Source organism: Tepidisphaeraceae bacterium (assembly GCA_035998445.1).
In the GTDB taxonomy this organism is placed as follows: domain Bacteria; phylum Planctomycetota; class Phycisphaerae; order Tepidisphaerales; family Tepidisphaeraceae; genus DASYHQ01.
The window spans coordinates 1-23,526 of sequence record DASYHQ010000024.1; the positions used below are offsets into that span (position 1 = coordinate 1).

The window sequence follows — 23,526 nt, forward strand, 5'->3', positions numbered from 1 at the left end:
GCCCAAGCTGGCGGTGAACGAGACGGAGGCCGAGCAGGTGCGGCGGATCTTCGCGACCTACCTGGAGAACCGGGCCCTGATCCCGGCCGTCACGGCGATCACTGCCCTCGGGTGGACGACGAAGGCGTGGGTCGGCCGGGACGGCACGCCGCGGGGTGGCCAGCCGTTCAACAAGTCAACGCTGCACCAGCTGCTGACCAACGTCGTGTACACCGGCAAGGTGCGGTACAAGGACGAGGTCCACCCCGGGGAACATGCCGCGATCGTGGATGAGGAGACGTACCAGAAAGTCCAAGCGGTGCTCGCCCGCAACGGCAAGACGGGCGGTGCCGCCGTCCGCAACCGCTACGGCGCCATCCTCAAGGGGCTCTTGCGGTGCAGCCCCTGCGACTGCTCGATGGGCCACACCTACACCAGCAAGGGGAGCAAGCGCTACAGCTACTACATCTGCCTCAACGCCCACAAACGGGGCTGGGACACGTGCCCGAGCTTGCCCTTGCGGGCGTCCTCCTTCGGCTGCTCAGCCTCCTTGGCGGGCGCTGCCACCGTCGTCTTCGCCTTTGCGGGCCGTTTTGCGGCTGGTGCGACCTCGGCGGGCTCAGGGTCGCCTGCGGGCGCGATCGCCTCGTGTTGGGCCTCTGGCGCGCGTTGCGGGGCCTCGGGTTCCGCAGCCGCCGGGCGCAGGTGGCGCACGTCATTCACCCGCACGGGCTTGCCCATGTCGCTGACGGCGTTCCACCCGGTCTTGGCCGGGCCGAGGATGGTCACCCCTACCCACCGGCTGCTGACCTTCGCCTCGTACGCTTCGCCCACTTGTACCTGGTCCTTCGTCATGTTCGCTCCTGCGTTGAACTCCTGAAGGGGCCGGCCATCCCGGCCCCGGTGACGGACATGTGTCCATGGGTGCCAACACACGTCAAGTCATTAATCTGGTTATCCCGGCCCGGGGGCGGGAGGGGCTGTGGCGCGTGGTAATCAGCCGCCGCAATCCACGGCAGAAACCGGCGAGGTCGTCGCCGACTACCCCGGCCTCTCGGCCCGCCAGGGGCAGGCGATCGAGCAACTGCTGCAGGGCCAGACGATGGAGAAGGCGGCCATGGCGGCGGGCGTGTCGTCCCGGACACTGCGCAGCTGGATGCGACGCGAGCGCTTCCGCAACACGCTGCTGGCCGCCCGCCGCGAAGCGTTCGGCCAAGCGATCGGCCTGACACAACGCTACGCCCCGGTCGCGGTGGCGACGCTGGTGAAGATGATGAACGACGCGGGGGCATCGGCCAACGCCAAGGTGGCCGCCGCGGCGGTGCTGCTGAAGTTCGGCCGGGAGGGGATCGAGCTGGACGACCTGGCGGTGCGGGTCGAGGTGCTGGAGCAGGCACTGTCTCAGCCGCCACAACCGCGCGCATTGGAGGACCAGTCGTGAACCTCGTTCGCCGCGTGGAGAACCTGGAGTTGCTGCGGCGCCGTCAGGTGCCACCACCGCCCCTGCCGCTGGATACGCCCGCCGACGTGCTCACCATCCTGGCCGAGCAGGCGGGGGCGGTCCGGGGCGACGTCGGTGCCGACCCCACAGAGAAGGCTAGAACGCTGGTGGGGCTGTCGGCGGTCGTTCTACGTGCGATGGACAGCCGGGACGTACAGGATCGCCTCGAAGCGGTGGAGCGGGTGCTGAAGCTGCGGGCGAGGGAACAGCGGCAGGCGAACCAGAAGCGGAGTTAGCACGATGGACACGTTGTACGACCAGTTCACGCCGACGGAACGATTGTCGTTGCTGATGGAGGCGATGGCGCGCGAGGACTGGGCGGAGGTGAAGAAGCTGCGTTATTCCTGCCCACGTGCCGCCTACAAGATCGACGACCCGGCGTTCGAGGAGCGGCGCCTGTACATCGGCGTCCTCGCCCTGGCCATCTCGGCCGACCTGCGCGTGATGCTCGCCAAGCTGCGCATCTTCCAGTCGGTGGAGGAGATGACACCGTACCTGACCAGCCCGCACGCGATGGCCGCCGAGTTCTGCTTCCTGGCCGGCTGGCGATTGGGGCAGGGGTTGGAGCCGCTGCAGTCCCCGCCGATGGAGGTGGGGGACGAGGAGGGCGACTACCTCGACGTCGACGCGTACCTAGCCGAGGCCCGAGCGGGCACGGGCCTGTCGGTGTTCACCGAAGAGGTCGACGAGACGTGGGAACCGACGCCGAAGCAGCTACGCGAGCTGGACGCGTGGGACGCACCGAAGCTGTGGGTCGAGCTGGCCAACAAGCGAGTGGCGGGGTTCCACCGGTCGATCGTGCGGCGGCTGGTCGGCAACGTGCTGGGCACCTGGGCGGCGTGGGACGCGTTCTGCACCACCCACGTGGGCGTGAGCGGGGATGTCGTGATGCGGGCACACGTGCCGACGGTGGTGGAACAGGTCGAGGCGATGCGGGCGAAGCGCCCGGCCGTTCAGCCGCGGGACGATTGCCGGGCGGAGTACGAGCAGCTGCTGGCAGACGGGTGGGGGAAGCGGTTTGGGTGAGGGGCGACGGGCAACGAGGATCAGCTCGTTGCCGATACACCAGTCGTTGGCAACGGACGCGATTGGTGCCGTGTCCAGCCACACGACCACGGGACTAAACGCAGGGCGCCTTCATGTCTTGCACTCACTACCCGGCCACTGGCTTGCCGATGTTCCGTTCCGTCGCGCACTTATAGGACTTGCGGATCAACGAGGTTCCTCGTGGTGGCCATGGGGCCTAGACGCTATGATTATCCTAGCGGTACGACAGTCCAGTCGAACTTACCGATCCCCGGATTTGGAGCAGCATTGGCGACCGCTGAACAATTGAAGGCACTGCTCCGTAGTCATGCCGATGGCGACGATGATCGGTTCCGATCAATCGCCATGCAGATCGCTTCGCACGCCTCTCGTAAGGGTAACACGCAGCTAGCTCAAGAACTCAAGACGCTGGTCGACGACCTGCAACGTGTCCAATCGGCTGCGGCTGGCCCTCGGGCAGTTCCCATTGCTAGGCCCGCCGGTGAGTTGACGGGTCTCGTGGAGGCGTCCTATCCGACAACCCGACTTTCGGACATGGTGTTGCCCGGTTCCATTACCAATCGCCTTACAGAGGTGGTGCGACAATACAAGCAGAGGGATCGGCTACGCTCCCATGGACTTACGCCGAAGCGAAGGTTGCTGCTAATCGGAGCCCCCGGCTGCGGCAAAACGATGACCGCTTCGGCCATAGCGGGTGAGTGCAAGTTGCCCCTAATGTTCGTTCAGCTTCACAGCCTGATTACACGATATATGGGCGAGACCGCAGCCAAGCTTCACCTCGTCTTTGAGGCCATGGGGAGGGCTCCGGGCGTTTACCTCTTTGACGAGTTCGATGCGATCGGTGCGACTCGTGCAGCACGGAACGACGTTGGAGAGATTCGCCGCGTCCTCAATTCGTTCCTTCAGCTACTAGAGCGTGATGACTCGGACAGCATCGTCGTCGCCGCTACGAACTTCGTCGGAATGCTTGACGAAGCCCTGTTCCGTCGTTTTGATGACGTCATCGAGTACGGCTTGGCCACGGGGCCGATGATTCGGACCTTGATCGAGAACCGGCTTGGCAGCTTTAACATCTCTGGTCTGAAGTGGAACGCGATAGCGAGGGCGGCGCGCGGGTTGAGCCACGCGGATATCGCGCGAGCATGTGACGAGGCGGCGAAACAAGCGGTCATGAGCGACTCTCGCGAAATTGACCCAGCCTTGTTGGCCGCCGCACTGCTTACGCGTCAGGCGATGCACAAGACACGGACTCAGGGTCGGGGTAGGTAATGAGCGAGAAGTCGCACCTTCGGATTGCTGCAAAGCCTGATACACGTCGCTACAAGTACGCCGGGGGCGGAGGAGGCGTAGAGTTCAAGCTGCCCCCACGCGATCGTTTAACACACGCTGCCAAACTTGAAGGCGAACTCTTTCAGGCTTCTGTTGCAGCACGTCAGGCTAGCGAGGAACAAGGCATCGAAGGCGGCGCCAAAGCGTTCGTTTACACGTTTCGCAGCGAGCCCGGCCACAAGCTTATGCTCAGCAGCCTCGAACGTCCTGCTCAAGGCATTGAGCTTCAGAGCGTCAAGAACGACGGTGATGTTGAGGTTGCCACGATCCGAGTTCAAACCGGGCAGCTGCGAGTCTTCTTCAATTTGATAAAAGCTTATAAGAGGAAAGCGTCTAAAAGCGGCAACTATCGCAATAAGAACCTGATCGAAAGCATCAGCAACATTAGCCTCGCTGCCCTGCGGGATCTATGGCAAGATCCCTCCGCGTTCCCGGCGCCCAACGAGCAGGTCTGGTGGGAAGTTTGGATTCGGCTCGGTCCAGGCGGGGCCAGTGGCACGTTTAGCCGTTTCAGGAGCCAACTTGTGGCTGCGGGTCTTCGGACCATCGATCAAAGCATTTCATTTCCCGAGCGGGTCGTCACGTTAGCTTGTGGCACTCAGGAACAGCTCAGCAGTTCGTTAGACCTTCTCGCCGAACTTGCCGAGCTTCGTCGTGCAAAGGAGTTAGCGTCAGAGTACGTGACGCTACCACCGCGCTACCAACGTGATTACATCGAAGATGCTGAGCAGAGGATTGTGAAGCCTGCCCCAGATGCACCTGCGGTCTGCTTGCTGGATACTGGTGTCAATCGCGGCCATCCGCTTTTGGCAATCGCTCTAGACGAAGACGACGTTCAAGCACTTCGCCCGGAATGGGGTAGTTCCGACCACGACAGTGGGCAGCACGGTACCGCCATGGCGGGTGTCGCGCTTTACGGTTGCCTGACTGACCTCTTTGACAGTACCGGGCCCTACGTCCTGCGGCATCGGCTCGAATCGGTCAAGCTTCTCCCTCCCGTAGGTAGCAACGAACCCGACCTGTACGGCGCTTTGACACAGGAGGCGGTCGCCAGAGCCGAGGTGCAAGCTCCTCAGCGACTGCGAAGCATCTGTCTTACGATCACGAGTGACACCGATGATAAGGCGTTGCCGTCCTCTTGGTCGGCGGCGATCGACCAGATGTGTTCGGGGCACCTCGACCAAACTAGACGCCTGATGTTCATTGCGGCAGGTAACGTCGGCAGCGAGTTCTCAACGGTCGGCTACAAGTACCACCAGTGGAACTGCGAATGCGGAGGACTCGAAGATCCCGGGCAATCTTGGAACGCGGTCACCGTAGGTGCGATTACCGAGAAAGCGTTCGTCAAGGACCCGGATTACCGGGACTGGCAGGTCATGGCCGAAAGCGGTGACCTGGCTCCTGCCAGTCGCACCTCGTTAGCATGGCCTGAGCAACTGCACCGAGGTTGGCCGTTGAAGCCAGACCTCGTGCTGGAGGGCGGGAACTATATCGAGAAAGACGGCGATCGGACGAGCCTTGACGATCTGTCAGTGCTGACCACAGTGATGAAATCCGATGGAAAACGTCTCGCGACAACCGGTGACACGAGCGCGGCTACGGCAGCGGGTGCCCGGCTCGGGGCGATCATCGCGAGCCACTATCCCCGCTACTGGCCAGAAACGATTCGCGCGCTGCTCGTACATTCGGCAAGGTGGACAGACGCAATGAGGACTCGTTTCCCGGGTTCGGCTCGCGCTAGCGTGCAACAGCGACTTCGCTGTTACGGCTACGGCATTCCGCGACTGTCGAAGGCGTTGTGGAGCGCCGAACATTCAGTCACGATGATCTTCGAAGGCGATTTACAGCCCTACACGAAGGTCGGCGACGATGTGCAGACGAATGAGATGCACATCCACCAGCTTCCATGGCCGCGTGAGGCGTTGCTGGGTCTGGGGGACACGCAGCTTTCGATGCGAGTAACTCTATCCTACTTTGTCGAACCTAGCCCGGGTCGGATCGGCTGGCAGAAACGTCATCGATATCAATCACACGGTTTACGCTTCGACGTCATTCGCCCACTGGAGAACGAGTTCGAATTCCGGCAACGAATCTCACGTAATTAATGGGATGAGGCAGCTGGGCGACCGAAGCCTGTCGGCGAAAGCCGTAACTGGGTCGTCGGCGAGAATGGCCGGACACACGGCTCTCTCCATTCGGACTGGTGGGAAGGTTCAGCGGCGGAACTGGCAGATTCAAACCGGTTGGCCGTTTATCCTGTGACCGGGTGGTGGAAAGAACGGCCGCACCTCGAACAGTGGACGAGTCGGGCGAGGTACAGCTTGGTCGTTACGATCGAGACACCGAAAGCGGACGTGAATCTATACGCGCTTATCGAGGCTGAGACGGCGATTTCCACGGAAGTAGGCGTCGAAATGGACCTCAGTTAGCACACCCTCGTATTCATAGATTTCGCTGTATCCACATTCAACTTGCTGTCCCGCCCCACATCGAGCAATGTCCCGCCAGCGCCCGGCAGCGTGCCGCGCGCAACAAAATGGCCTCGCGGTGTTACAAGCACCCGAGGCCGTGGCCATCGCTTTCTGAGGAGCGACGACATGCCAGAGCATACCGAAGAGTCCTCGTCTCCCGTTGCCTTGCTTGGCTCATAAATCGGGTCGCGGAACCCGCAGCGTTCGGAGCGTCTTGCGTGCCCATCCCGCTGCGTGTAATAGGGAACTCGCAATCCAAGGCTTGCCACGCGCACGTACACCCAGGCCGCCGTCGTCAACTTTATCTGGAATATCCTTACGCGAGGTCATTATGCCAACGCGAAACTTTCTGTACCCCATCCGCCGGTGCTTCAATCTGCAATTTGCCTGCGTGCTGTTGGCGCTGCTGATTGGTCCCATGTCGTCCGTGTTCGGTGAGGAGGTGGGTGAGCTCACGATCCGCGACCTGTTGCCGTTGGACGCGGCGGAGCGCCAGCGGTTGCGGCTGATCGTCGCTGGCGACCCGGACGCCGGCGCGCTGTTCGATCGGCGAGCGGCCGAGGCACGAAGGCTGCTCGACGCGACGCCCAGGCCGCTGGCGAAGATCGAGTACGAGGGGCTCGTGAACACCGACCCGCGCCGTGTGCGGACGGTCGAGCACCTGGCGGACATGGACGCGCTGGCGGCGATGTTCGAGTGGTGGCAGGCGTCTGACGACGCGCGGGCCGCAGCCAAATGTGTCGAATACGTTGCCGCGTGGACGGCGACGTACACGCCGACCGGCAATGACGTCAACGACAACAAGCTCCTGCCGGTCATCATCGCCGGCAGTGCCCTGCGCGGCCGGATGACCGACGCGCAGGCCACGCAGTTTCAAACTTGGTTGAACGAGATGGGCCGCAAGCATCGTGCGGCCGCCCGGGAGCAAACGGAACGCCGTACGAACCGCTATACGAAGCGCCTGCGCCTGATGGCGCTGGTCGCCCTGTCGCTGGACGACCGCGACCTGCTGCGCGACGTGCGGGTGGGCTTCGAGCAGTTCGTGACGACCGGCCTGTACCCCGATGGCACCAGCGAGGACCTGAAGCGGCGCGACACGCTCACGTATCACAGCAGCGCGCTGGCCCCGCTGCTGGACATCGCGACGTTCGCCCGTGGGGACGACCGAGACTGGTATCGCTGGGAATCGCCCACCGGCAGTTCGGTGAAGAAAAGCTTGGACTACCTCGTTCCTTACGCCGACGGCACCCTGACGCGGCAGGAGTGGGTCAACACGACCGTCGACCTCGACCGTCGCCGCGCGGCGGCTGGGTTGTCGGCGTATCAACCGGGCAAATTGTTCGACCCGCAGGACGCGCTGGACGAGTTGGAGCAGGCGTCCTACTTCGATCCCAACCTTCTACCGCTGGTGGCCAAGCTGGCGGGTTCGCCGTCTACCCGGTTCCCGACGTGGAGGACCCTCGTTCAAGCCGCGGCCCGCCCGGAGCCGCAGATCGAGAAGTGATGATACCCCCATGCGCATCAGCGACTAACGTAGGGCAAATGTACTCTTCCTGGCAAACCATTCACAATGGTGCTGTACTGGTAGTAGACCGAACGGTGGCTGGACACGCTCACAGCACGATTGATTCGGTGACCCGTCTCCAATCCAAACGTAAGTTCATGCTGCTTCGGTCGATGAAAGGCTGGGTTGGGTGGTCGATGTTCGAGTGGTAAGTATATTTTCAGAAAAGGATTATGATTACCGGAATGGCGGGGTGTGGGACCTCTGAAGCAGCGTCGGCGGAAGGGATATACCGTTTATAGACTGAAAATGTACGATCGGTTTGCTTTTAGTCTAGGATGTTGTATGGTGTCGTTGTGTAGTCGGCGCCAAGTATGACCTCGTGGGGCACGCAATGCCGTTGCAAACTGATAACGACATTATTACGGGTGAGACCGCGGGGGGGCGAGCGTTGCGGTCGTTGCGCCGCTGGATTGAGGAAGGGTTGTTTGTGCCTGGCGGTCGCGTGCCGTCCGAAGAGGCGCTGTCCCAGCGGTTGGGGGTTGCGCGGATGACCGTGCGGGGGGCGTTAAGGCAACTCGAGTCAGAGGGACTGGTGCGGGTCGAAGGGCGGGGGCGGGTTCTCACCGACAAGGCCGGGCCGGTAGAGGTGCGGGGGATCATGGGCGACACGATCGCCATTCTCGCCGATCCTCCGTCGCCGGACGCGCCTCTGCGGCCGCAGCCGGGCTTCAGTCATCATATTAGTCTTGGTGCCGTCGAGGCGATCCGCGGTGCAGAGTTGCACGCCCTGACGTTGCAGCCCAACCGTTTGGACGGCGCGCGCCTGCGTCGCCTGCTGCACGAGCGCCCGCGCGGGGTGATCGCTTTTCGCTATGACGGCGGGTCGATGGCCCGTCGAGACGTGCTGAGCGCAGTGGTGGCCGCGGGTGTGCCTGCGGTTGTGTACGGGCACGATCCATCGGTCGACGAGTTCGACACGGTCAGTTCCGACCACGAGTCGGGCGAGTATCAGTTGACGCGATTCCTGATCGGTCGGGGTTGCCGCCGAATACTTCGATGTTGGGACTCTCCCGATACGCCGGGCCGGCTGGCTTGGGTCGCGCGCCGGGATGCTGGTTACGAGCGGGCGATGCGGGAAGCGCGACTCGATGTGTTGCCGCCACTGGGCTTTTCCAGGTCGCCCGATTACGGGATCGAATCGCTGCGCCACCGGTTCGAGACCACCAAGCGCCTTTTGGCGGGGTATCTGGCGGATCACCTCCTGGGGCCCAATCCGGTGGACGCGCTGATGGTGCTGACCGATGCGCAGGTCCTGCCTGTGGCCGCGGCCTGCCGCGTGCTCGGGAAGGATCCGCGTCGCGACGTGACGATCGTGGGCTACGACAACTATTGGTCTGGTGCCGCAGAGCGTGAGTGGGAGCCGACGGTCCCCGCGGCGACGGTCGACAAACTGAACCCGAAGATCGGTCGCGCCCTAGTGGACATGATTCTGGCCCGCGGACGTGGTGAACTGCCGGCGGGACCGCAGCACGCGCTGGTCGAGCCCGAGTTGGTGGTGGTCGAACCGGCGGCGGGAGACCGGACGGCTTGACGATCGCATTCGGACGGCGACCGGCTTGCTGGCCGCCAGTGCCCGTGGCGCCGTCATTTGAGTCCGGCTGGTTCCCTCGGCCCTCGCTCCGTGTCGAACATGTCGGACTGTGGGCATTAGTTATTTTTGATAGCCTCACCCATCAAATTGGGTGCGGCAAAGAACGAACCTCGGCCGATCTCACGGCTCGCGCGGCACGTCCTGCCGGTCCAACGGGTCCGGCTACTTGATAACGTCGGAAGGAGACACGTCATGTCACGCACCCCTACCTCGGAACATCGTCACGGCTTTACGCTCGTGGAACTGCTCGTCGTCATCGGTATTATCGCCTTGCTCATAAGCATTTTGCTTCCCGCGATGAACAAGGCGCGCATATCGGCCAGATTGTTGGTCTGCCAGTCCAACGCTCGGCAGATCGGGGTCGCGCTGCAGGCTTACGCGAGCGAACACCGGGGGTTCTTCCCTGCGGCACGCGGGCAGGATTACGAGCCTGTGCCGGGCGGTGAAGGCTACTCCTATAAGGGCACGGGCTGGGACGAGGCGATCGCCGGCAATCTCGGGACCCGCGTAACTTGGAACGTAAACGCGGCGCCACCGATCGGCGACGCCATGCGGGTCTGGCAGTGCCCGTTCGACGAGGAGCGTGGGTCGGCGCAGGGTGCGTCGCAGCGACGGTCGTACTGGTTGAACACCGGGAACCGGGCCGCGACGGCCAACACGAGCTCGCCGGCATGGGACGCCGACGAGGCGATCAACTCCGTGCGGATAAAGCCGTCGGGCTCCCGGATGTCGGGTCGCAGCGACATCGCCATTCTCGGCTGTCGCCGCAGCACGGCCGCCAGCATCTCCAACACCTTCGGCTACAACGCCAACAACCAGCCCGCCGAAAACTGGCCGTCGGAGAAGGGGAGCGCGACGGCACTGGCCTCCATGCACCCGCTCAAGGTCCCGAGCCGGTCACTCCTGTTTCTCGACGGACGGGTGACGGTGATCAGGTGGGACGAGTTCGGCGGCTCGAGTGCCCGCCAGGTCTACATGATGTACGACCACCCGGGATGGAATGACGGTAAGTAGACGTCGCTCCCGCTCGAGGTTGGGCTGATCACATGAGGACTATCCGCAGATGCCCGGTGAGGTTCCCGCGGCGTATGCCTGGGGACCGTTCGAGGAGTGAACCGGAAGTCAGCTTGTTCTATAGCGGCATATCGTGTGCGGCGTCCGCCAACGCTCTCCACTAAGTCTGAGCGAGCCGCTCGATCCCGTGCCCCGTCGACCGTGAATCTGATCTTGCCGCTCGCGCGCATCGTCATGCGTCGTGTGGCATCTGGAGAAGGCATGCAAAGTTACAATCATACCAAGTTCGGTTTTCTCGGTGTCGTCCTGGCCACCTCCGTCGCGGGCAACGCCCTGGGTGCCGACGCTCCACCGATCGCCGATGCCCTGCGGCCGCTGAACATCGAGGAGGTGAGTTCGCCGGGGGAGATGCGGAGCGGGTACGCCTGGCAGAAGGTCTTCTGGGAGAACTACGACCCGAAGGCGCTCGCCGACGCGAAACGGCGGAACCTCGGGAAGCGCGGCGAGACGCCTTACGTCGACGCGGGATTGATGCAATGGGTGGGCGCCTTCTATGGGCAGGCCCAGAAGGAGGCGGCAGCCAAGCCCGACGACTGGGCGGCAGACTTCGTGAAGTGGATCGACGCGCGGCCGCACTACCAGGCGCGGCGTGCCAACGGTGAGCTGGTCGCGCGCGGCTGGGTGTCGCCAGCGATGCCGCTCGATGAGCAGGACTGGCCCGAGGGGGTGAAGAACGCCACCTTCGCCGACTGGTCCGCCGCTAGGCTGACCGACTTCTCGAGCCGTGGCGGCTTCAACGCCTTCAGCCTCGCCGACGGTTGGAACGGCATTCCCAATGGGGACGCATTCGTCGCCGACTTCAACCCGCGGGTCGTCGCCGCGTTCGCCGAGAAGAACGGGCTGTCGATCCCGACCGGATCGGTCGAGGAGCAGGCGGCGTACATCCGCCAGCACCACATGACCCTCTGGGTCGACTACATGGCCAACTCGTGGGCGACGTGGATGCAGCGCATGATCGACCTGCATGCGCAGAAGACGGACGGCGAGCAGCTGCTCTTCATCTTCCAGACCGCGCACAACGCGATCGCCGCCGACCGCAGTCGCGGCATGGACCTCCGGCTTCTTACCGAGAAGATTGGCCAAGCGCACATCCTGCCGCGCATCGAACTGCAGGCCGAGCCGGAGCGCGGCCTGAAGGACATCTCGATCGCCACGCCCCGCATGGCGCTCTTTGCCGCGCGCGAGCCGGACCTGCTGGCCGGCGTGCAGATATCGTCGCCGGAGCGCGACCCGAACCCGGTCACCTACCACAAGGGCGAGAAGATGTCGACGGCCATCGACAAGCGGTCGGGCCTGACGTTCGCCAGCGACGAGGAACGCTCCGAGTTCATGTACAAGTTTACCAAGCAACACTGGCTGGGCGTGATGTGGGCGCACGTCGCGACGCGCGACGGAGACGTGCGGCGTGCCGCAGCGAGTTGGCACGGCAATCACGGCAACAAGGGCCGCGCGCCGAAGAACGTCAACGACCTGGTCATGGCCCGCGTGCCGAGCGCTCCCTTCGGCCCTGCGGTGTACTGGTCGGTGGCGATCGAGAAGGCGCTGGAGGAGGACGCGAAGACGTCGCGGTTCGACTTTGACATCCAGAAGTTCGCCGACCGCGGTTACACGCCGGCCTTCGGCGTGAGCGATGTGGCGCTGGACAACATGAAGGTCGCCCCCTCCGCCTTCATCTCCTCCCATCTGGATCTGATTCCCGCCGAGGAGCGGAAGCAGATCGAGGCCATCGCGCCGTTGCTCGACTACGAGAAGGCCGACCGCGTCCCGATGCCGATGCGCGTCGAGGGGGCCACGGGGTTCGGCTTCGTCGACCAGAACGGCAAGACGATCCTCGTGGTCGCCCGCCCGCAGTCGCAGTGGAAGGACCGCGTGAGCGGCGACATCACGATCCAGTTCGAGGGCGTCGCCGATGGCAATTACACCGCCCGCGAGCTGATCGACGGCAACGAGACGCTGAGCTTCGTGGTCAGCAATGGCCGCGGCAGCGTCACGCTCCCGCTCGAACACTGGGACAGCCGCGTGTTCGAGACCGACCTACCGGCACCGACGGCCCGATAACGTGAAACATCACGCCCGCGACGCGGCTGGCACCGTGTGGTGTCGGTGCCGCAGGCGGCCAGGTCTTTACGCGCTCGCGTTGTGATCGCAGCGCGACGCCCGCACGTTGACGCCGTTGTCGATGGGCGGGATTCCGATCCCCAGACTCGAAGGAGAAATTTGCATGTGGAAGAACAACGCAGGTTTGTGTCGAACCGTTCTCATGTCAGCTGCGGTCGTGGCTGCCGTCCCGGTCATGGGTGAAGCTGCCGTCATTCCGATCAGCGGGAACACCGCCGATGCGGCGCCGCGGTCCAACAACTCCGTCATCGACGCTACCAACGCCACCTTCTTCGTCGGCCATGGCAGCGATAACAACGTCGGGTCGCCGGTGTTCGTCTTCCAGCTGCCGGCGCTGCCTGCTGGCGAGGGCGTAACGTCGGCTGTGTTTGACGGTCGCTACTCTGCGGATGATTCGGAAGACCTACGGGTCGATCTCTACGCTCTGGCGGTCCGGAGTTCAGCGACGGTCCTCGCGAGCGACTTCGGAGAGGGCGAGACGCCGGCCGGGCCGGTGGGGCAGACGAAGATCGCCGACGACTTCGTGACCGGGTCAACCTCCCAAGGCCGGCTCACCACGAACGCATCCCAGTCCCTCGTGCTCGGCGGCTTTCTCGCGGCCAACTATTCTGCAGGCGAATACCTGTTCGTCCGTCTGACGCCGGTCAACCCGGATAGGGACGGCACCAACGACCGGTACCGTTTCAACACCGCCAACGATCCGGATCTTGGTGATCAGCCGATCCTGACGTTGACCACGGCGGAGGCGGTCGTTCCCGAGCCGACGTCCTTTGCGCTGGCCGCAGCTGGCGCGGGATTGCTCATGGTTCGGCGACGCCGGTAATACGTCCTCCTCGGTGGGGGCCCGTGTAAACACGAGCCGCCGCCTTTGCACAGGTCGGTGTGGGCGCGCGATCTCCTGCCGCACACCGTCGTCAGATCACCGGAGGGCATTCGATGCCGAACGTCTCCACTCTCGAACGGTCCGGCGTTATGCGGTTGTCTGCCGGCTTATGCATGCTCGCACTGTGGGCCTGTGGCGGATCGGTCGCGTTGGGTCAAGTGGTGCCCAATCCTCAATCGCCTCCGCTGCTGAGCGACATCCGGTTTGACGGTCGCGGCGGTGGGGGCCTGGGGCCGAGGAAGCTCCACTGGGACGACGACACGGGGTTCGGCGATCCGTCGGTCGGCTCCGCCAACCGCCGGTGGAACCTGCAGCAGATGGCGAGCACCGGCCGCATCCCGTTTATGGGCATGATCCGCTGGACCTCGACCTATCACGACAGCAGGCCGAGCGGCCCGGAAACCAGCCAACCCTCGATGGTGGCGTGGCATGGCTGGCTGACGGATCGCAAGCCTCTCTGGTCCATCAAGAATGATGGAAGTCAGTTCACCGAAGGCACGCGCGAGCGGGGCCACGTCAGTCCTGCCATGCCGTTGAACCAGGCCGACTGGCTCGGTGGACAGCCCACGACGTACGGCGAATGGACGAGCGCGCGCCTCTCGCAGCACATGGTAAACCAGGGGCTGCGGGGCCTGAGCGTGGCGGACTACTACGACAGCATTCCGCACGGCACCACGAGCACGCTCGACTTCAACCTTGGCATAATCGACCGCTTCGAACAGTTACACGGCGTGACGGTGCCCGGGGCAACCTCGGCGCAGCGGGCGACGTACATCCGGAGCGCGCACAACAAGTTGTTCGCGCAGTGGAACGACTTCTGGGGCAAGGAGTACGCCCAGATGTGGGGCGGCACGCTACGTCGGGTCAAGGCGGCGACGGGCGACCCCGTGGCGTTTCAAATGCAAGTGGTTCACCTGCCCGGACAGGCCCGCGACAACGGGGTGGACTTCCGGCAGATCCATTCGCAGATGTCGGGCGTCGCCGACTGGACCTTCGTGTCGGTCGAACTCCAGGGCGATCACGTACGAAACCTCAAGCGGTCATTCGAGACCGCGCCGCGGCTCGGGATGCACGCCGCCTACGAGCCGGATCTGAAGATGAGCATGATCATGAGCGCGCCCAGCTCGCTCACCACCCACAATAGCAAGGACGCGTTCTGGGCGAGCGTCGACCGAACGAGCGCCAACGAGGGGCTGAAGCTAAGCTTGGACCAGAAAGTTGAGTATGGCCAAAAGTACCTAAAGGAGGGCTGGCTCAGCGCCGGGTGGACCCACGTCGCCGGACGCAACGGTGACGCGCGGCGGGCGGTGCAGGGCGTGCAGCGCCATTACCATGACAACGGGCGCGTGCCAGACGCGGTGTGGAACCTGTTTCAGGACGTGCGTCCCGTCAAGCCGTTCGGGGCTGCCGTCTACTACTCCGAGGAGGTGCAGCGCTCGTTCGAGAACGATCGCATGAACTGGACGCTGCACGACCAGGTGCGAGTCGCCGGGAAGAACGGCTTCATGCCCGGCTACTTCGTCAGCGATGCGGCCCTGGCAAGCCTCGACGGCGACTCGCATCCCACCGCGTGGATCACGAGTGGCCTTGAGCGAATGCCCGCCGCGGAGCGTGCGCGCCTTGAGGCCATCGCGCCGATCTATACCCCCGCTCAGTGGGATCTGGTCGATGCGCCGATCCGCTTCAGCCAGGGGGCGAGCGGCTTTGCCTTCATCGACCAAGAGGGGCGCCTCGTGGTGTTAGCCAATCGCACGGACGTCAACAATCAGGCAACCGGAATGGACAGCCGCACGGTCACGGTCACCCTCTCGGTCGATCCGGCCTTTACCGGCGAGGGCAGCGTCGCGACCGACCTGCTCGGTTTCGACGCTACGTATAACCCGTACGACCAACTCAGCTTCGAGTTCCTGTTGAGGGACGGAAGGGGTTCCTTCGAGTTCGAGTTGGACCGCTGGGACACCCGCGTCTTTGCGGTGAGCCTCGTGCCCGAGCCGTCGCTCGTGTTGCTTCCGGTGCTGTGCGGAGCGGCCATGTTGTGCCGCCACCGCCGCCGCGCGCTTTGAGGCGACCGTGTCACTTTCGAGGGCCAGCGCAATCGCTGCTGCGCGGTGTTGCCGCACAGTCGTAGAGGCCGATCGCGGTGCGGCCAACGGTCCTGCCACTTCGGTCCGAAATCGGTAGCGCTGCACGCGTGTGCAGCCATCGGGCCGGCCACTGATCCGTTCTGGTCATATCTACGATACGGAGGATACCGATCATGTCTTTCGCCCCACGATTCGCGTCCATCGCCAGCCTGTTCGGTTCGTCGGCCACCGTTGCCTCGGCGACGCTCGATGCCACGCGCGCCGGCACGTCCCACGCGGCGCGTCCTTTTGCGGTCGAGCGCTTGGAAGAGCGCGTGCTTTTCGCGTTGCCGACGGGCTGGTCGGTGGCGGACGTCGGCGTCGATGGTATGACCGTCGCCGCCGACTACGCCGATGGCACGTTCACCGTGGCCAGCAACGCCCGGACGTTGGCGCCCAACCAGACGAGCGAGAACTTCCGCTTCGTCTACCAAGAGCGGACCGGCAACTTCGAGATCGTCGGCCGCCTCGACACGCTCTCGCCGACCAAGTCGGACTCGGCCCGGTTCGGGCTGATGGTCCGCGAGACGCTCGCCGCCGACAGCCGCTATGCCTTCACGTTCCACCGTGGCCGCGACGGCAACACGATCGTCCGCGACGCCCCGGGCGGCCCGTCAAGGGAGATCAAGTACTTCAACACCACCGATCAGACGAGCGTTGAACTCAACGGCCCCAACTGGTTCCGCATCATGCGATGGGGTGACCACGTCAGCATCTACCGCTCCGACCACCCTGGGAACTGGGGGCGGCCCGCCAGCGCAATCCAGCTAACGGACATGAGCAGCACGATCCACCTCGGGCTCGCCGTCGGCTCCACGCACTCCAGCGCCACCACTGTCACGGGCACCGCCAGTGACGTGACGGTCAGCGAGCTCAGGCCCCAGCACAAGACGTCCTGGCTTGGCAACACGTGGGAGGGGGCGAACCGGCAGGTGCCGATGAACCTAAGGTCGATGTACGTCGATCCCGCCACGGGCACAATTTACACCGCCGGCGGCCCCGACGAGCAGGGGCCCGAGGGCGTCGTGATGGACACCGACGGCAAGTGGAAGGCGAGCCTGTACGTCACCGGCAAGTCGATCGGCGTCGGCGACGGCCGCCTGTACGTGGACCGGAACTGGACCAGCAATGGCGTCACGCATTACGGCATCCGTCGCTTCGATCCCGACGGCAGCAAAGCCAACTTCACCGGGGCGAGCGACGGCAACTTCCTGCCCGTCTCCACCACCGGCAAGGTGCGCGGGGTCGCCGTCAGCGAGTCGGCGGACGAGCTTTACCTCAGTACGTACTCCGACTCGCTCGGGGACACGGGGACCATCCACGTCTTCGACACCAACAACCTCGCCGCCGGGGCCAAGCGCACGTTCGCCGTCGCCCGGCCGGCGCAGCTCGCCCTCGACGCGGGCGGGAATCTCTGGGTCACGCAGACGGGCGACGCCGCCAGCGCGCCGCGCGTACTCCGGTACTCGGCAACCGGGACGCTCCAGCGGACTGTCAACGGACCGTCGGGGTGGAACCCGCGCGGACTGACCTTCGACGCCGGCAACGGCCGGCTGCTCGTGGCCGACTCGGGGCCCGACCAGAACGTCAAGATCTACAACAGCGCCACGCTCGGCTCGTCGACGATCAGCTCCGCATCGAGCACGTTCGGCGACACCGGCGGGGTCTTCGGCGGCGCCACGCCTGGCGCGTGGGGCCCGAAGAAGCTGTGGTTCCCCTACGCCGTCGGCGTCGACAACGCCGGGGCGATCTACGTCGGCGGTGGCGGGACCGGTTTCGACGCGAACGACCTCAAGGACGGCAGCGAGATCCGCAAGTTCGCGTCCACGTCGGCCAGCACGCCCACTTGGGCGCGGTATGGGCTGGAAGGGATGACCAACGCCCACGTCGACCCGGCGGCGGACACGAACGCCCACTCGCCCCTGCACCGCTACAGCCTCAACTACGCCAACACCGCCCCGGGCGGCGAGTGGGGCGGCCGCTACCAGGCGGTCACGCTCGACCCGTTCCGCTACCCGCACGATCCCCGGATCGGGAGCAACAACGAAGACCTCGGCGGCGGCGTGCAGGTCGTCAACAAGGGCGGCGCCAAGTTCCTCTTCGCCTACTCGCAGGGATGGAACGGCGGCCAGAAACTCTCCGCCTACCGCTTCGACGGCGAGATCGCGGTGCCGATGAGCCTCTTCTACGGCGACGCCCCCGACGACGTGAGCAAGTGGCCCTTCAACCGTGCCAACGTCGCGGCGGAGAAGACGTCGATCCTGTGGCAGGACGACGGCGACGGCCAGATGGAGGCCGGCGAGTACACCGACATCAGCGCCGTGCTGACGTACACGAAGTACAACGCGCAATGGTTCGTCGACGGCAACGCCGACGTCTGGTTTTACCATGGCGGGCGCGCGATGGAGCGTTGGGTCTCGACGCTCACCGCCGACGGCCGGCTCACGTACGCCCTCGACCCAGTCGCCTACAGTCGGCCCGCCGAGGTGGACTCGATCTACGGGCGGTCAGTGTTCTACGACGCGGCCAACGACCGCATGTACTTCCTGGCCAGCACCAAGCTCCGGCCCGACAAGACCAACCCAGCGTACATCAGCGCGCACAACACCGAGCTCATGCGCTACGACGGCTGGCTCACCGGCTCGCCCGCCCTCGCGTGGCGTGCCGAGATGCCGACGCGCGAACTCAAGGGACGGTTTGTCAACGGGCACGAAGTCGACGTCCCGGCACAGGTATCGGTGGCCGGCGGCTACGTGTTCGTCGCCAACCAGCCCGGGTACATCACGGCCTTCAGCAACGAGACCGGCGCCCGCGTCTCGGTCATCGCGCCGGGGCCAGAGGTGGGCGAGTCCACGGGCCTGTACGACACGGCCCGCGCCATCAACGCCCACCAGCGGTCCAACGGCGAGTACGTCCTGCTCGCTGAGGAGAACGAGTGGGGCAAGGTCATGCTCTACCGTGATGCCGGCCTGCCGCCCTCCACGCCCGACACGCTCGTCCCCAAAGCGGTTTCGTCCACCCGCATCGACCTCACCTGGACGGACCGGTCGACCGTGGAGGGCGGGTTTAAGGTCGAGCGGGCCACCGACCCGCTGGGCCTCTGGAAACAGGTGGGCGCGAACGTCGCGGCGTCGTCGGGTGGCGCTGGGGGCACGGTGAGCTTCTCGGACACCACCGTCGCGGCTGGGCAGACCTACTACTACCGCGTCCGCGCGTACGGCAGCACGTCCGGCGACGCAATGGCGTCGGTCCCGGTGGGGGTGACGAGCCCCCCGACCTCCTCCGCGTTCTCGTCCGTGAAGGTCAACTTCCAGCCTGACGTCAAATCCGACGCCTCGGGCAACGCGACGACGGTCGAGGTGCCGACCGGGTTCTTGGCCGACAACGGACTGTTCTACGGCGACCGCGGCAACGGATACACCTACGGTTGGGACAGCAGCCAGCCGCGGTACTACGCGGTCGACGAGGACAGCGCCAACGCGCCTGACCAGCAGCGGGACACGCTGATCTCCCTGCACACGGCGCCAGGCCGGCGGTGGGAAATGGCGGTGCCCAACGGCATTTACCGCGTCCGCATCGTCGGCGGCGACCCCCGCGCCTCGGGCACCAGCACGTACAAGGTCGCCGCCGAGGGTACGCTCGTTTTGGATGGCACCGTCACCAGCACCAACAGGTACCTCGACGCCACGCGGGACGTGACGGTGACCGACGGCATGCTCACCGTCACCGCCGCCGCTGGCGACGGCAACAACTCCAAGATCAACTTCATCGAGGTGACCCAGGTGATGACGCAGGCGCGTCATCAAGCCGAGGACGCGACGCTCGCCGGCGGCGCCGTCGTCGCGAGCAACCACGCCGGGGCCGAGGGCACGTTCGTTGACTTCCCCACCAACGGCGGCACGGCGACGTGGTCCAACGTCAGCGCTGCCACCGCGGGCAGCTACACGCTGAAGTTCCGCTACGCCAACGGCGGCTCGTCGGGCGCCCGCACGGCAGGGCTGAGCGTCAACGGCTCGTCGATTGCCGGGGGTGTTACGTTCGCTTCAACCGGGTCGTGGAGCACGTGGACGACCGTGAGTATCACCGTCAACCTGCTCGCCGCCAGTAACTCGATCGTCCTCTCCAGCATCGGACAGGATGCCGGCAACGTCGACTGGCTGGAGGTCGTGCCGGCATAAGGGCGCTACCTGAGCGACCGTGCATCGTGCCGATAGTCGAAGAATGGGACCGGCCCCACCGCCCGGCCCGCGAAAACGGAGATTTGATGACCGTCATACGTACCCTCCCCTGTGTTGCCATGATGGCTTTCGCGTTGCTAACTGCGTCGCCGGCGGGCGCGCAGATGAAGCAGGCGCTGCCTCAGGCGAAAGGCTATTTCGAGCAGTTCGACCTGAAGAAAGATGCGAAGCTGTCTTATAAGGTCGCTCTCATCGGTCAGAGCGCGCCGGCGAACGTGTTTCATCCGGGCGAGACGCCGGAGTTGGAGTTTCAGATCGAGAACACTTCGGACCGGCCGCTCGAATTGCGAGGGCACGTCGAGGTGATCCGTTATGGGCAGCACGGCACGCCGGGCGACATCTGGGTGCCGACCGTTCGCAGGATCGAGAAGGTCGGGCAGATTCCGCTGAACGTCGACGTAGCGGCTAAGGGGTTTAAGAACGTCACGTTCCGGCCGGACATTCCTGAGACCAAGGGTGGCTACGCGCTGATTTTCGACTTCGGCGAGCAAGGCCGAACGTTCGGCACGTCGCTGGTGCGCACGTTCGAGCCGAGCAGCCGTGGCGTGCAGTACGGCAAGCAGGCGCTGGACGCGCTACCGGCGGAGGTGATGAGCCGGTTGGGCTTCAACGCCGTCGGTCGCATGGGCTTCAAGTACTGGCCCGCGGGGCCTCAGCGCGAGAAGTACCTTGCCGACCTCGACCGGCAGATGCGCCAGTACCACGAGCGGGGCATCACGGTGATGGCGGAATGGGGGGTCGGGCCCAACAGTGGCGAGCACCAGCCGCTCGGCCGGCCCCGGCCGCACCTGAGCGACGAGAACGTGATGCTCGACACGAAGTCTGACATGGTCTGGCTGCCGTCGTACGACGACGACTACGAACAGTTCGTCTACGAGGTGACGGCCAAGTACGGCTGGCCGCACGGGCCGGTGACGGCCGTGGACCTCTGGAACGAGCCGTGGGAAGGCATCAGCATCAGCGGCTGGGGCGCCGACATGCTCCGCTACCGCGAGCTGTACAAGCGGACGGGCGACGCCGTCTTCCGCGCGCGGCGGGAGGCGGGCGTGGAGGTGCTGATCGGCGGCGCCGACAGCGGGTCGAACACCTGGGACAAGCTCTTTCCCGAAGGGCTCGAGGCGAGCCCGTTCTGGCCGGAGTACCTCGATTTCTGCGGCATCCACTACCAGGGCTTCGGCACGCCCGCGCTGCATCCGGAATGGGTGAACCGCAAGCACTACAACGGACGCGTCCTCATCTGGGACACCGAGAGCTGGGTCGCCAACGCCGACGACCGCTACGCCGCCGTCGTCGCCGGCAACCGGGCCGCCGGCTACGACCGCGCGCTCGGCACGCGCTGGGATTACGCGATCGCCAACGCCGAAACGGATCTGGAAATCCGAACCGACGCGGGCACGCGGAAGGTACACGGCGTCGCCGAGGCCCGGCCGCTGGCGGCGGCATACGGCGCGGTGCAGCACTTCATCGGCGACCGCGAATTCAAGGAACTGCTGTTCCACCAGAGCGTGCCATCGGTCGTCGTGTTCGACGGGTACGACGGCAACCCCGACGATGGGACCGTCGTCATCGTCGGCGACATCGCCGGCGCGTTCGGCATGCGGCCCGACCGCCCGGTGCCGGTCAACGCCCACGCCAAACCGCTCGAACCGTCCCGGCCACCGACGATGCGGATCGACGCGCGAAACGCGCCGTTCTCCCTCTACGACTTCTACGGAAACGCGCTTCCGGCCGAGGACGGCATGATAGTCGTCCCGCTGGACGAGCGAGGCTATTTCCTGCGCGCTAGCCCGGTCGAGCCTGGGTCCTTCGCCCGACTGCTGGAAGCCGTGACGTCTGCCAAGCTCGTCGGCCTCGAACCGATCGAGGTCGTTGCCCAAGATATGGTCCGGCCAATTGATCAGCGCCCGACCGTGCGGCTGCGGCTGACGAACCAGCTCGAGCGGCCGGTGACGGCGGCGCTTGACGTCAAGCTTGGCGATCTCGAAGTCGAAGCGCCGCGGGAGGTGTCGCTGGCCCCGCGCGAGCGGAAGTGGGTGGACGTGCGGGTCCGCGGTGGGCAGGCGGCGCAAAGCAACCTCTATCCGCTAATGGTGCGCCTTGATGCCGGCGACGCGGGCAAGGTCGCGCACGACGAGACGATGCGGGTGAACTGGATCAGCCGTAAGACGATCGCGGTCGACGGGGACCTGAGCGACTGGTCCGGCGCGCTGCCGCAAACAGTCGATGCGCGGGGCGAGACGGCCCAGCGGAGCTTTGAGGAGCAGACGTGGCTGCCGTTCGAGAGGTTCGACGGTGAGCAGACCGCCGACGGCGTCGCCATTGGCTACGTCGCCCACGACGACGATTACTTCTACTTCGCGGCCAAGGTGGCCGACGCCACGGAGCACCCGGGGGCGATTCGCGTCGCGACGCGCGACGACGACGCCTTCTTCTACCCGGAAGTGTCGCAGGAGTTCGACCCTGACAAGACCATCCTGACAAGAGAGATCGCTCTCGCCGGCGACGCGCGGCAATACGCGCTACAGCGGCCCGACTCGGAGGGCGGCGTCGACAAGCTTTGGCGCCCGATGGCTGCCAAGGTCGGCTTCGACCTGGCGTTGCCGACCGATCGGGCGACGCGGGTGTCAATGTACCTGCTGGACCCCGACGACCTTGCCCGTCGTCAGCAGGTCGTCGAGGTTCTCGATCCTGCCACGGGCAAGCAGTTGGCCCAGACGCGGGTCCGGAAGTTCGGCAAGGGCGTCTACGTCAACTTTGTTGCCGCCGGCGAAGTGCGGGTGGTCGTGCGGTCGACGATGTGGTGGTACCCCACCGTGGCCGGCGTCTTCCTCGATCCCGGTGACGGCCAAGCCACAGCGGGAGCCCCGCTCGCCCGTTTCACCGGCCCCGACGAAGAGACGGGCGGCAATTGGAAAGGCCGCTACGGCGAGACCGCCCACTTTCTGCCCGGCGTCGAACCCGGCGGCGCTGGCGCGTCGATGATCGCGCTGACGAAGGTGGAGGCCATGACCGAGCATCGCTGGCCGGAGAACGTCCGCCGGTTCAGCTACCGCAAGCGCCCGGAATTGCCCAGCAGTGACGGCAGCGTCCGGCTCGACAACGTGCTGATCGGCTTCAACCCGATCCCCACGGGCGAGGACGGCTGGCTCGCCCACCTCCCGGGCCGGCCGCCGAAGCTCACCGTCTACAAGAGCACCGACTACGAGTACGCGCTGAACAAGGTGGCCGACGAACACGGCGGCGGGACCGAGGTGTGGCGGCTGGAGGTGCCGGGAATGCCCCGCAAACACTTCTACCCTCGGCAGCCCGCTCACGCGAAGGACGGACCGGTCAGCGCGGCCAGGCTCGCCATCGCGCACGACGGTGGCACGCGCTACGTCGAGGCGGCCATTCCCTGGGCCGAGATCCCGCACGTCCGCGAGCGGATGCAGCGCAGTGAGCCCCTGAAGTTCAGCTTCCGCGTCAACAACGACGCGGGCGGGCCGGACATGGAGCTGTCGATGCGGCGCAGCATCGCCGAGGGGATGAGTCGTTCGTTTCACCCCGACTGGGCGACGCACTGGCCCAACGAGTTGGAGTTCGGCTGGGAGCCCGCCCGCTGATTC

General features: G+C 65.1%; 14 protein-coding genes. All 14 read left to right on the top strand.

Annotated features, from left to right (window positions below; translation table 11 throughout):
- Positions 1–859, top strand: an 859-nt coding sequence (locus VGN72_10755) for a recombinase family protein (protein HEV7299835.1), incomplete at its 5' end; no start/stop codon positions are given.
- Positions 860–961: 102 nt separating this feature from the next.
- Positions 962–1,420: a hypothetical protein gene (locus tag VGN72_10760; GenBank protein ID HEV7299836.1), complete on the top strand. Its 459-nt coding sequence runs from the start codon at positions 962–964 to the stop codon at positions 1,418–1,420.
- Positions 1,417–1,716, top strand: coding sequence for a hypothetical protein (locus tag VGN72_10765; protein ID HEV7299837.1), 300 nt, complete (start codon positions 1,417–1,419; stop codon positions 1,714–1,716). Before VGN72_10760 ends, VGN72_10765 begins: the two co-directional genes overlap by 4 nt.
- 4 nt (positions 1,717–1,720) lie before the next feature.
- Complete coding sequence (locus tag VGN72_10770; GenBank protein HEV7299838.1) at positions 1,721–2,506, top strand: hypothetical protein; 786 nt, start codon at positions 1,721–1,723, stop codon at positions 2,504–2,506.
- A 555-nt stretch (positions 2,507–3,061) separates the two neighbouring features.
- Positions 3,062–3,796 carry an ATP-binding protein gene (locus VGN72_10775; GenBank protein ID HEV7299839.1) on the top strand — a complete coding sequence of 245 codons (735 nt, stop codon included), beginning with the start codon at positions 3,062–3,064 and terminating at the stop codon, positions 3,794–3,796.
- The gene (locus VGN72_10780) at positions 3,796–5,961 is read left to right on the top strand and encodes a S8 family peptidase (GenBank protein ID HEV7299840.1); all 2,166 of its coding nucleotides are present in this window, start codon (positions 3,796–3,798) and stop codon (positions 5,959–5,961) included. Before VGN72_10775 ends, VGN72_10780 begins: the two co-directional genes overlap by 1 nt.
- Positions 5,962–6,658: 697 nt before the next feature.
- Positions 6,659–7,831 carry an alginate lyase family protein gene (locus VGN72_10785; GenBank protein HEV7299841.1) on the top strand — a complete coding sequence of 391 codons (1,173 nt, stop codon included), beginning with the start codon at positions 6,659–6,661 and terminating at the stop codon, positions 7,829–7,831.
- A gap of 394 nt (positions 7,832–8,225) precedes the next feature.
- The gene (locus VGN72_10790; protein HEV7299842.1) at positions 8,226–9,425 is read left to right on the top strand and encodes a GntR family transcriptional regulator; all 1,200 of its coding nucleotides are present in this window, start codon (positions 8,226–8,228) and stop codon (positions 9,423–9,425) included.
- A gap of 252 nt (positions 9,426–9,677) precedes the next feature.
- Positions 9,678–10,499 (top strand): DUF1559 domain-containing protein, encoded by an 822-nt coding sequence (locus tag VGN72_10795; protein HEV7299843.1) that lies wholly within the window; start codon positions 9,678–9,680, stop codon positions 10,497–10,499.
- A 261-nt stretch (positions 10,500–10,760) separates the two neighbouring features.
- Complete coding sequence (locus VGN72_10800) at positions 10,761–12,617, top strand: hypothetical protein (GenBank protein HEV7299844.1); 1,857 nt, start codon at positions 10,761–10,763, stop codon at positions 12,615–12,617.
- Between the two features lie 163 nt (positions 12,618–12,780).
- Positions 12,781–13,500: a PEP-CTERM sorting domain-containing protein gene (locus VGN72_10805; protein ID HEV7299845.1), complete on the top strand. Its 720-nt coding sequence runs from the start codon at positions 12,781–12,783 to the stop codon at positions 13,498–13,500.
- Between the two features lie 221 nt (positions 13,501–13,721).
- The gene (locus VGN72_10810) at positions 13,722–15,623 is read left to right on the top strand and encodes a hypothetical protein (GenBank protein HEV7299846.1); all 1,902 of its coding nucleotides are present in this window, start codon (positions 13,722–13,724) and stop codon (positions 15,621–15,623) included.
- A gap of 194 nt (positions 15,624–15,817) precedes the next feature.
- Entirely contained in the window at positions 15,818–19,861 is a 4,044-nt protein-coding gene (locus VGN72_10815; protein HEV7299847.1) for a carbohydrate-binding protein, read from the top strand.
- A 119-nt stretch (positions 19,862–19,980) separates the two neighbouring features.
- Positions 19,981–23,523, top strand: coding sequence for a hypothetical protein (locus tag VGN72_10820; protein HEV7299848.1), 3,543 nt, complete (start codon positions 19,981–19,983; stop codon positions 23,521–23,523).
- The last annotated feature ends 3 nt before the right edge of the window (positions 23,524–23,526 follow it).

Excerpts from the sequence above, each read along its gene's own strand:
- VGN72_10820 (HEV7299848.1), top strand. The coding sequence starts at position 19,981 with ATGATGGCTTTCGCGTTGCTAACTGCGTCGCCGGCGGGCGCGCAGATG.
- VGN72_10815 (HEV7299847.1), top strand. The coding sequence starts at position 15,818 with ATGTCTTTCGCCCCACGATTCGCGTCCATCGCCAGCCTGTTCGGTTCG.
- VGN72_10805 (HEV7299845.1), top strand. The coding sequence starts at position 12,781 with ATGTGGAAGAACAACGCAGGTTTGTGTCGAACCGTTCTCATGTCAGCT.
- VGN72_10795 (HEV7299843.1), top strand. The coding sequence starts at position 9,678 with ATGTCACGCACCCCTACCTCGGAACATCGTCACGGCTTTACGCTCGTG.
- VGN72_10775 (HEV7299839.1), top strand. The coding sequence starts at position 3,062 with ATGGTGTTGCCCGGTTCCATTACCAATCGCCTTACAGAGGTGGTGCGA.
- VGN72_10790 (HEV7299842.1), top strand. The coding sequence starts at position 8,226 with ATGCCGTTGCAAACTGATAACGACATTATTACGGGTGAGACCGCGGGG.
- VGN72_10770 (HEV7299838.1), top strand. The coding sequence starts at position 1,721 with ATGGACACGTTGTACGACCAGTTCACGCCGACGGAACGATTGTCGTTG.
- VGN72_10780 (HEV7299840.1), top strand. The coding sequence starts at position 3,796 with ATGAGCGAGAAGTCGCACCTTCGGATTGCTGCAAAGCCTGATACACGT.
- VGN72_10800 (HEV7299844.1), top strand. The coding sequence starts at position 10,761 with ATGCAAAGTTACAATCATACCAAGTTCGGTTTTCTCGGTGTCGTCCTG.
- VGN72_10785 (HEV7299841.1), top strand. The coding sequence starts at position 6,659 with ATGCCAACGCGAAACTTTCTGTACCCCATCCGCCGGTGCTTCAATCTG.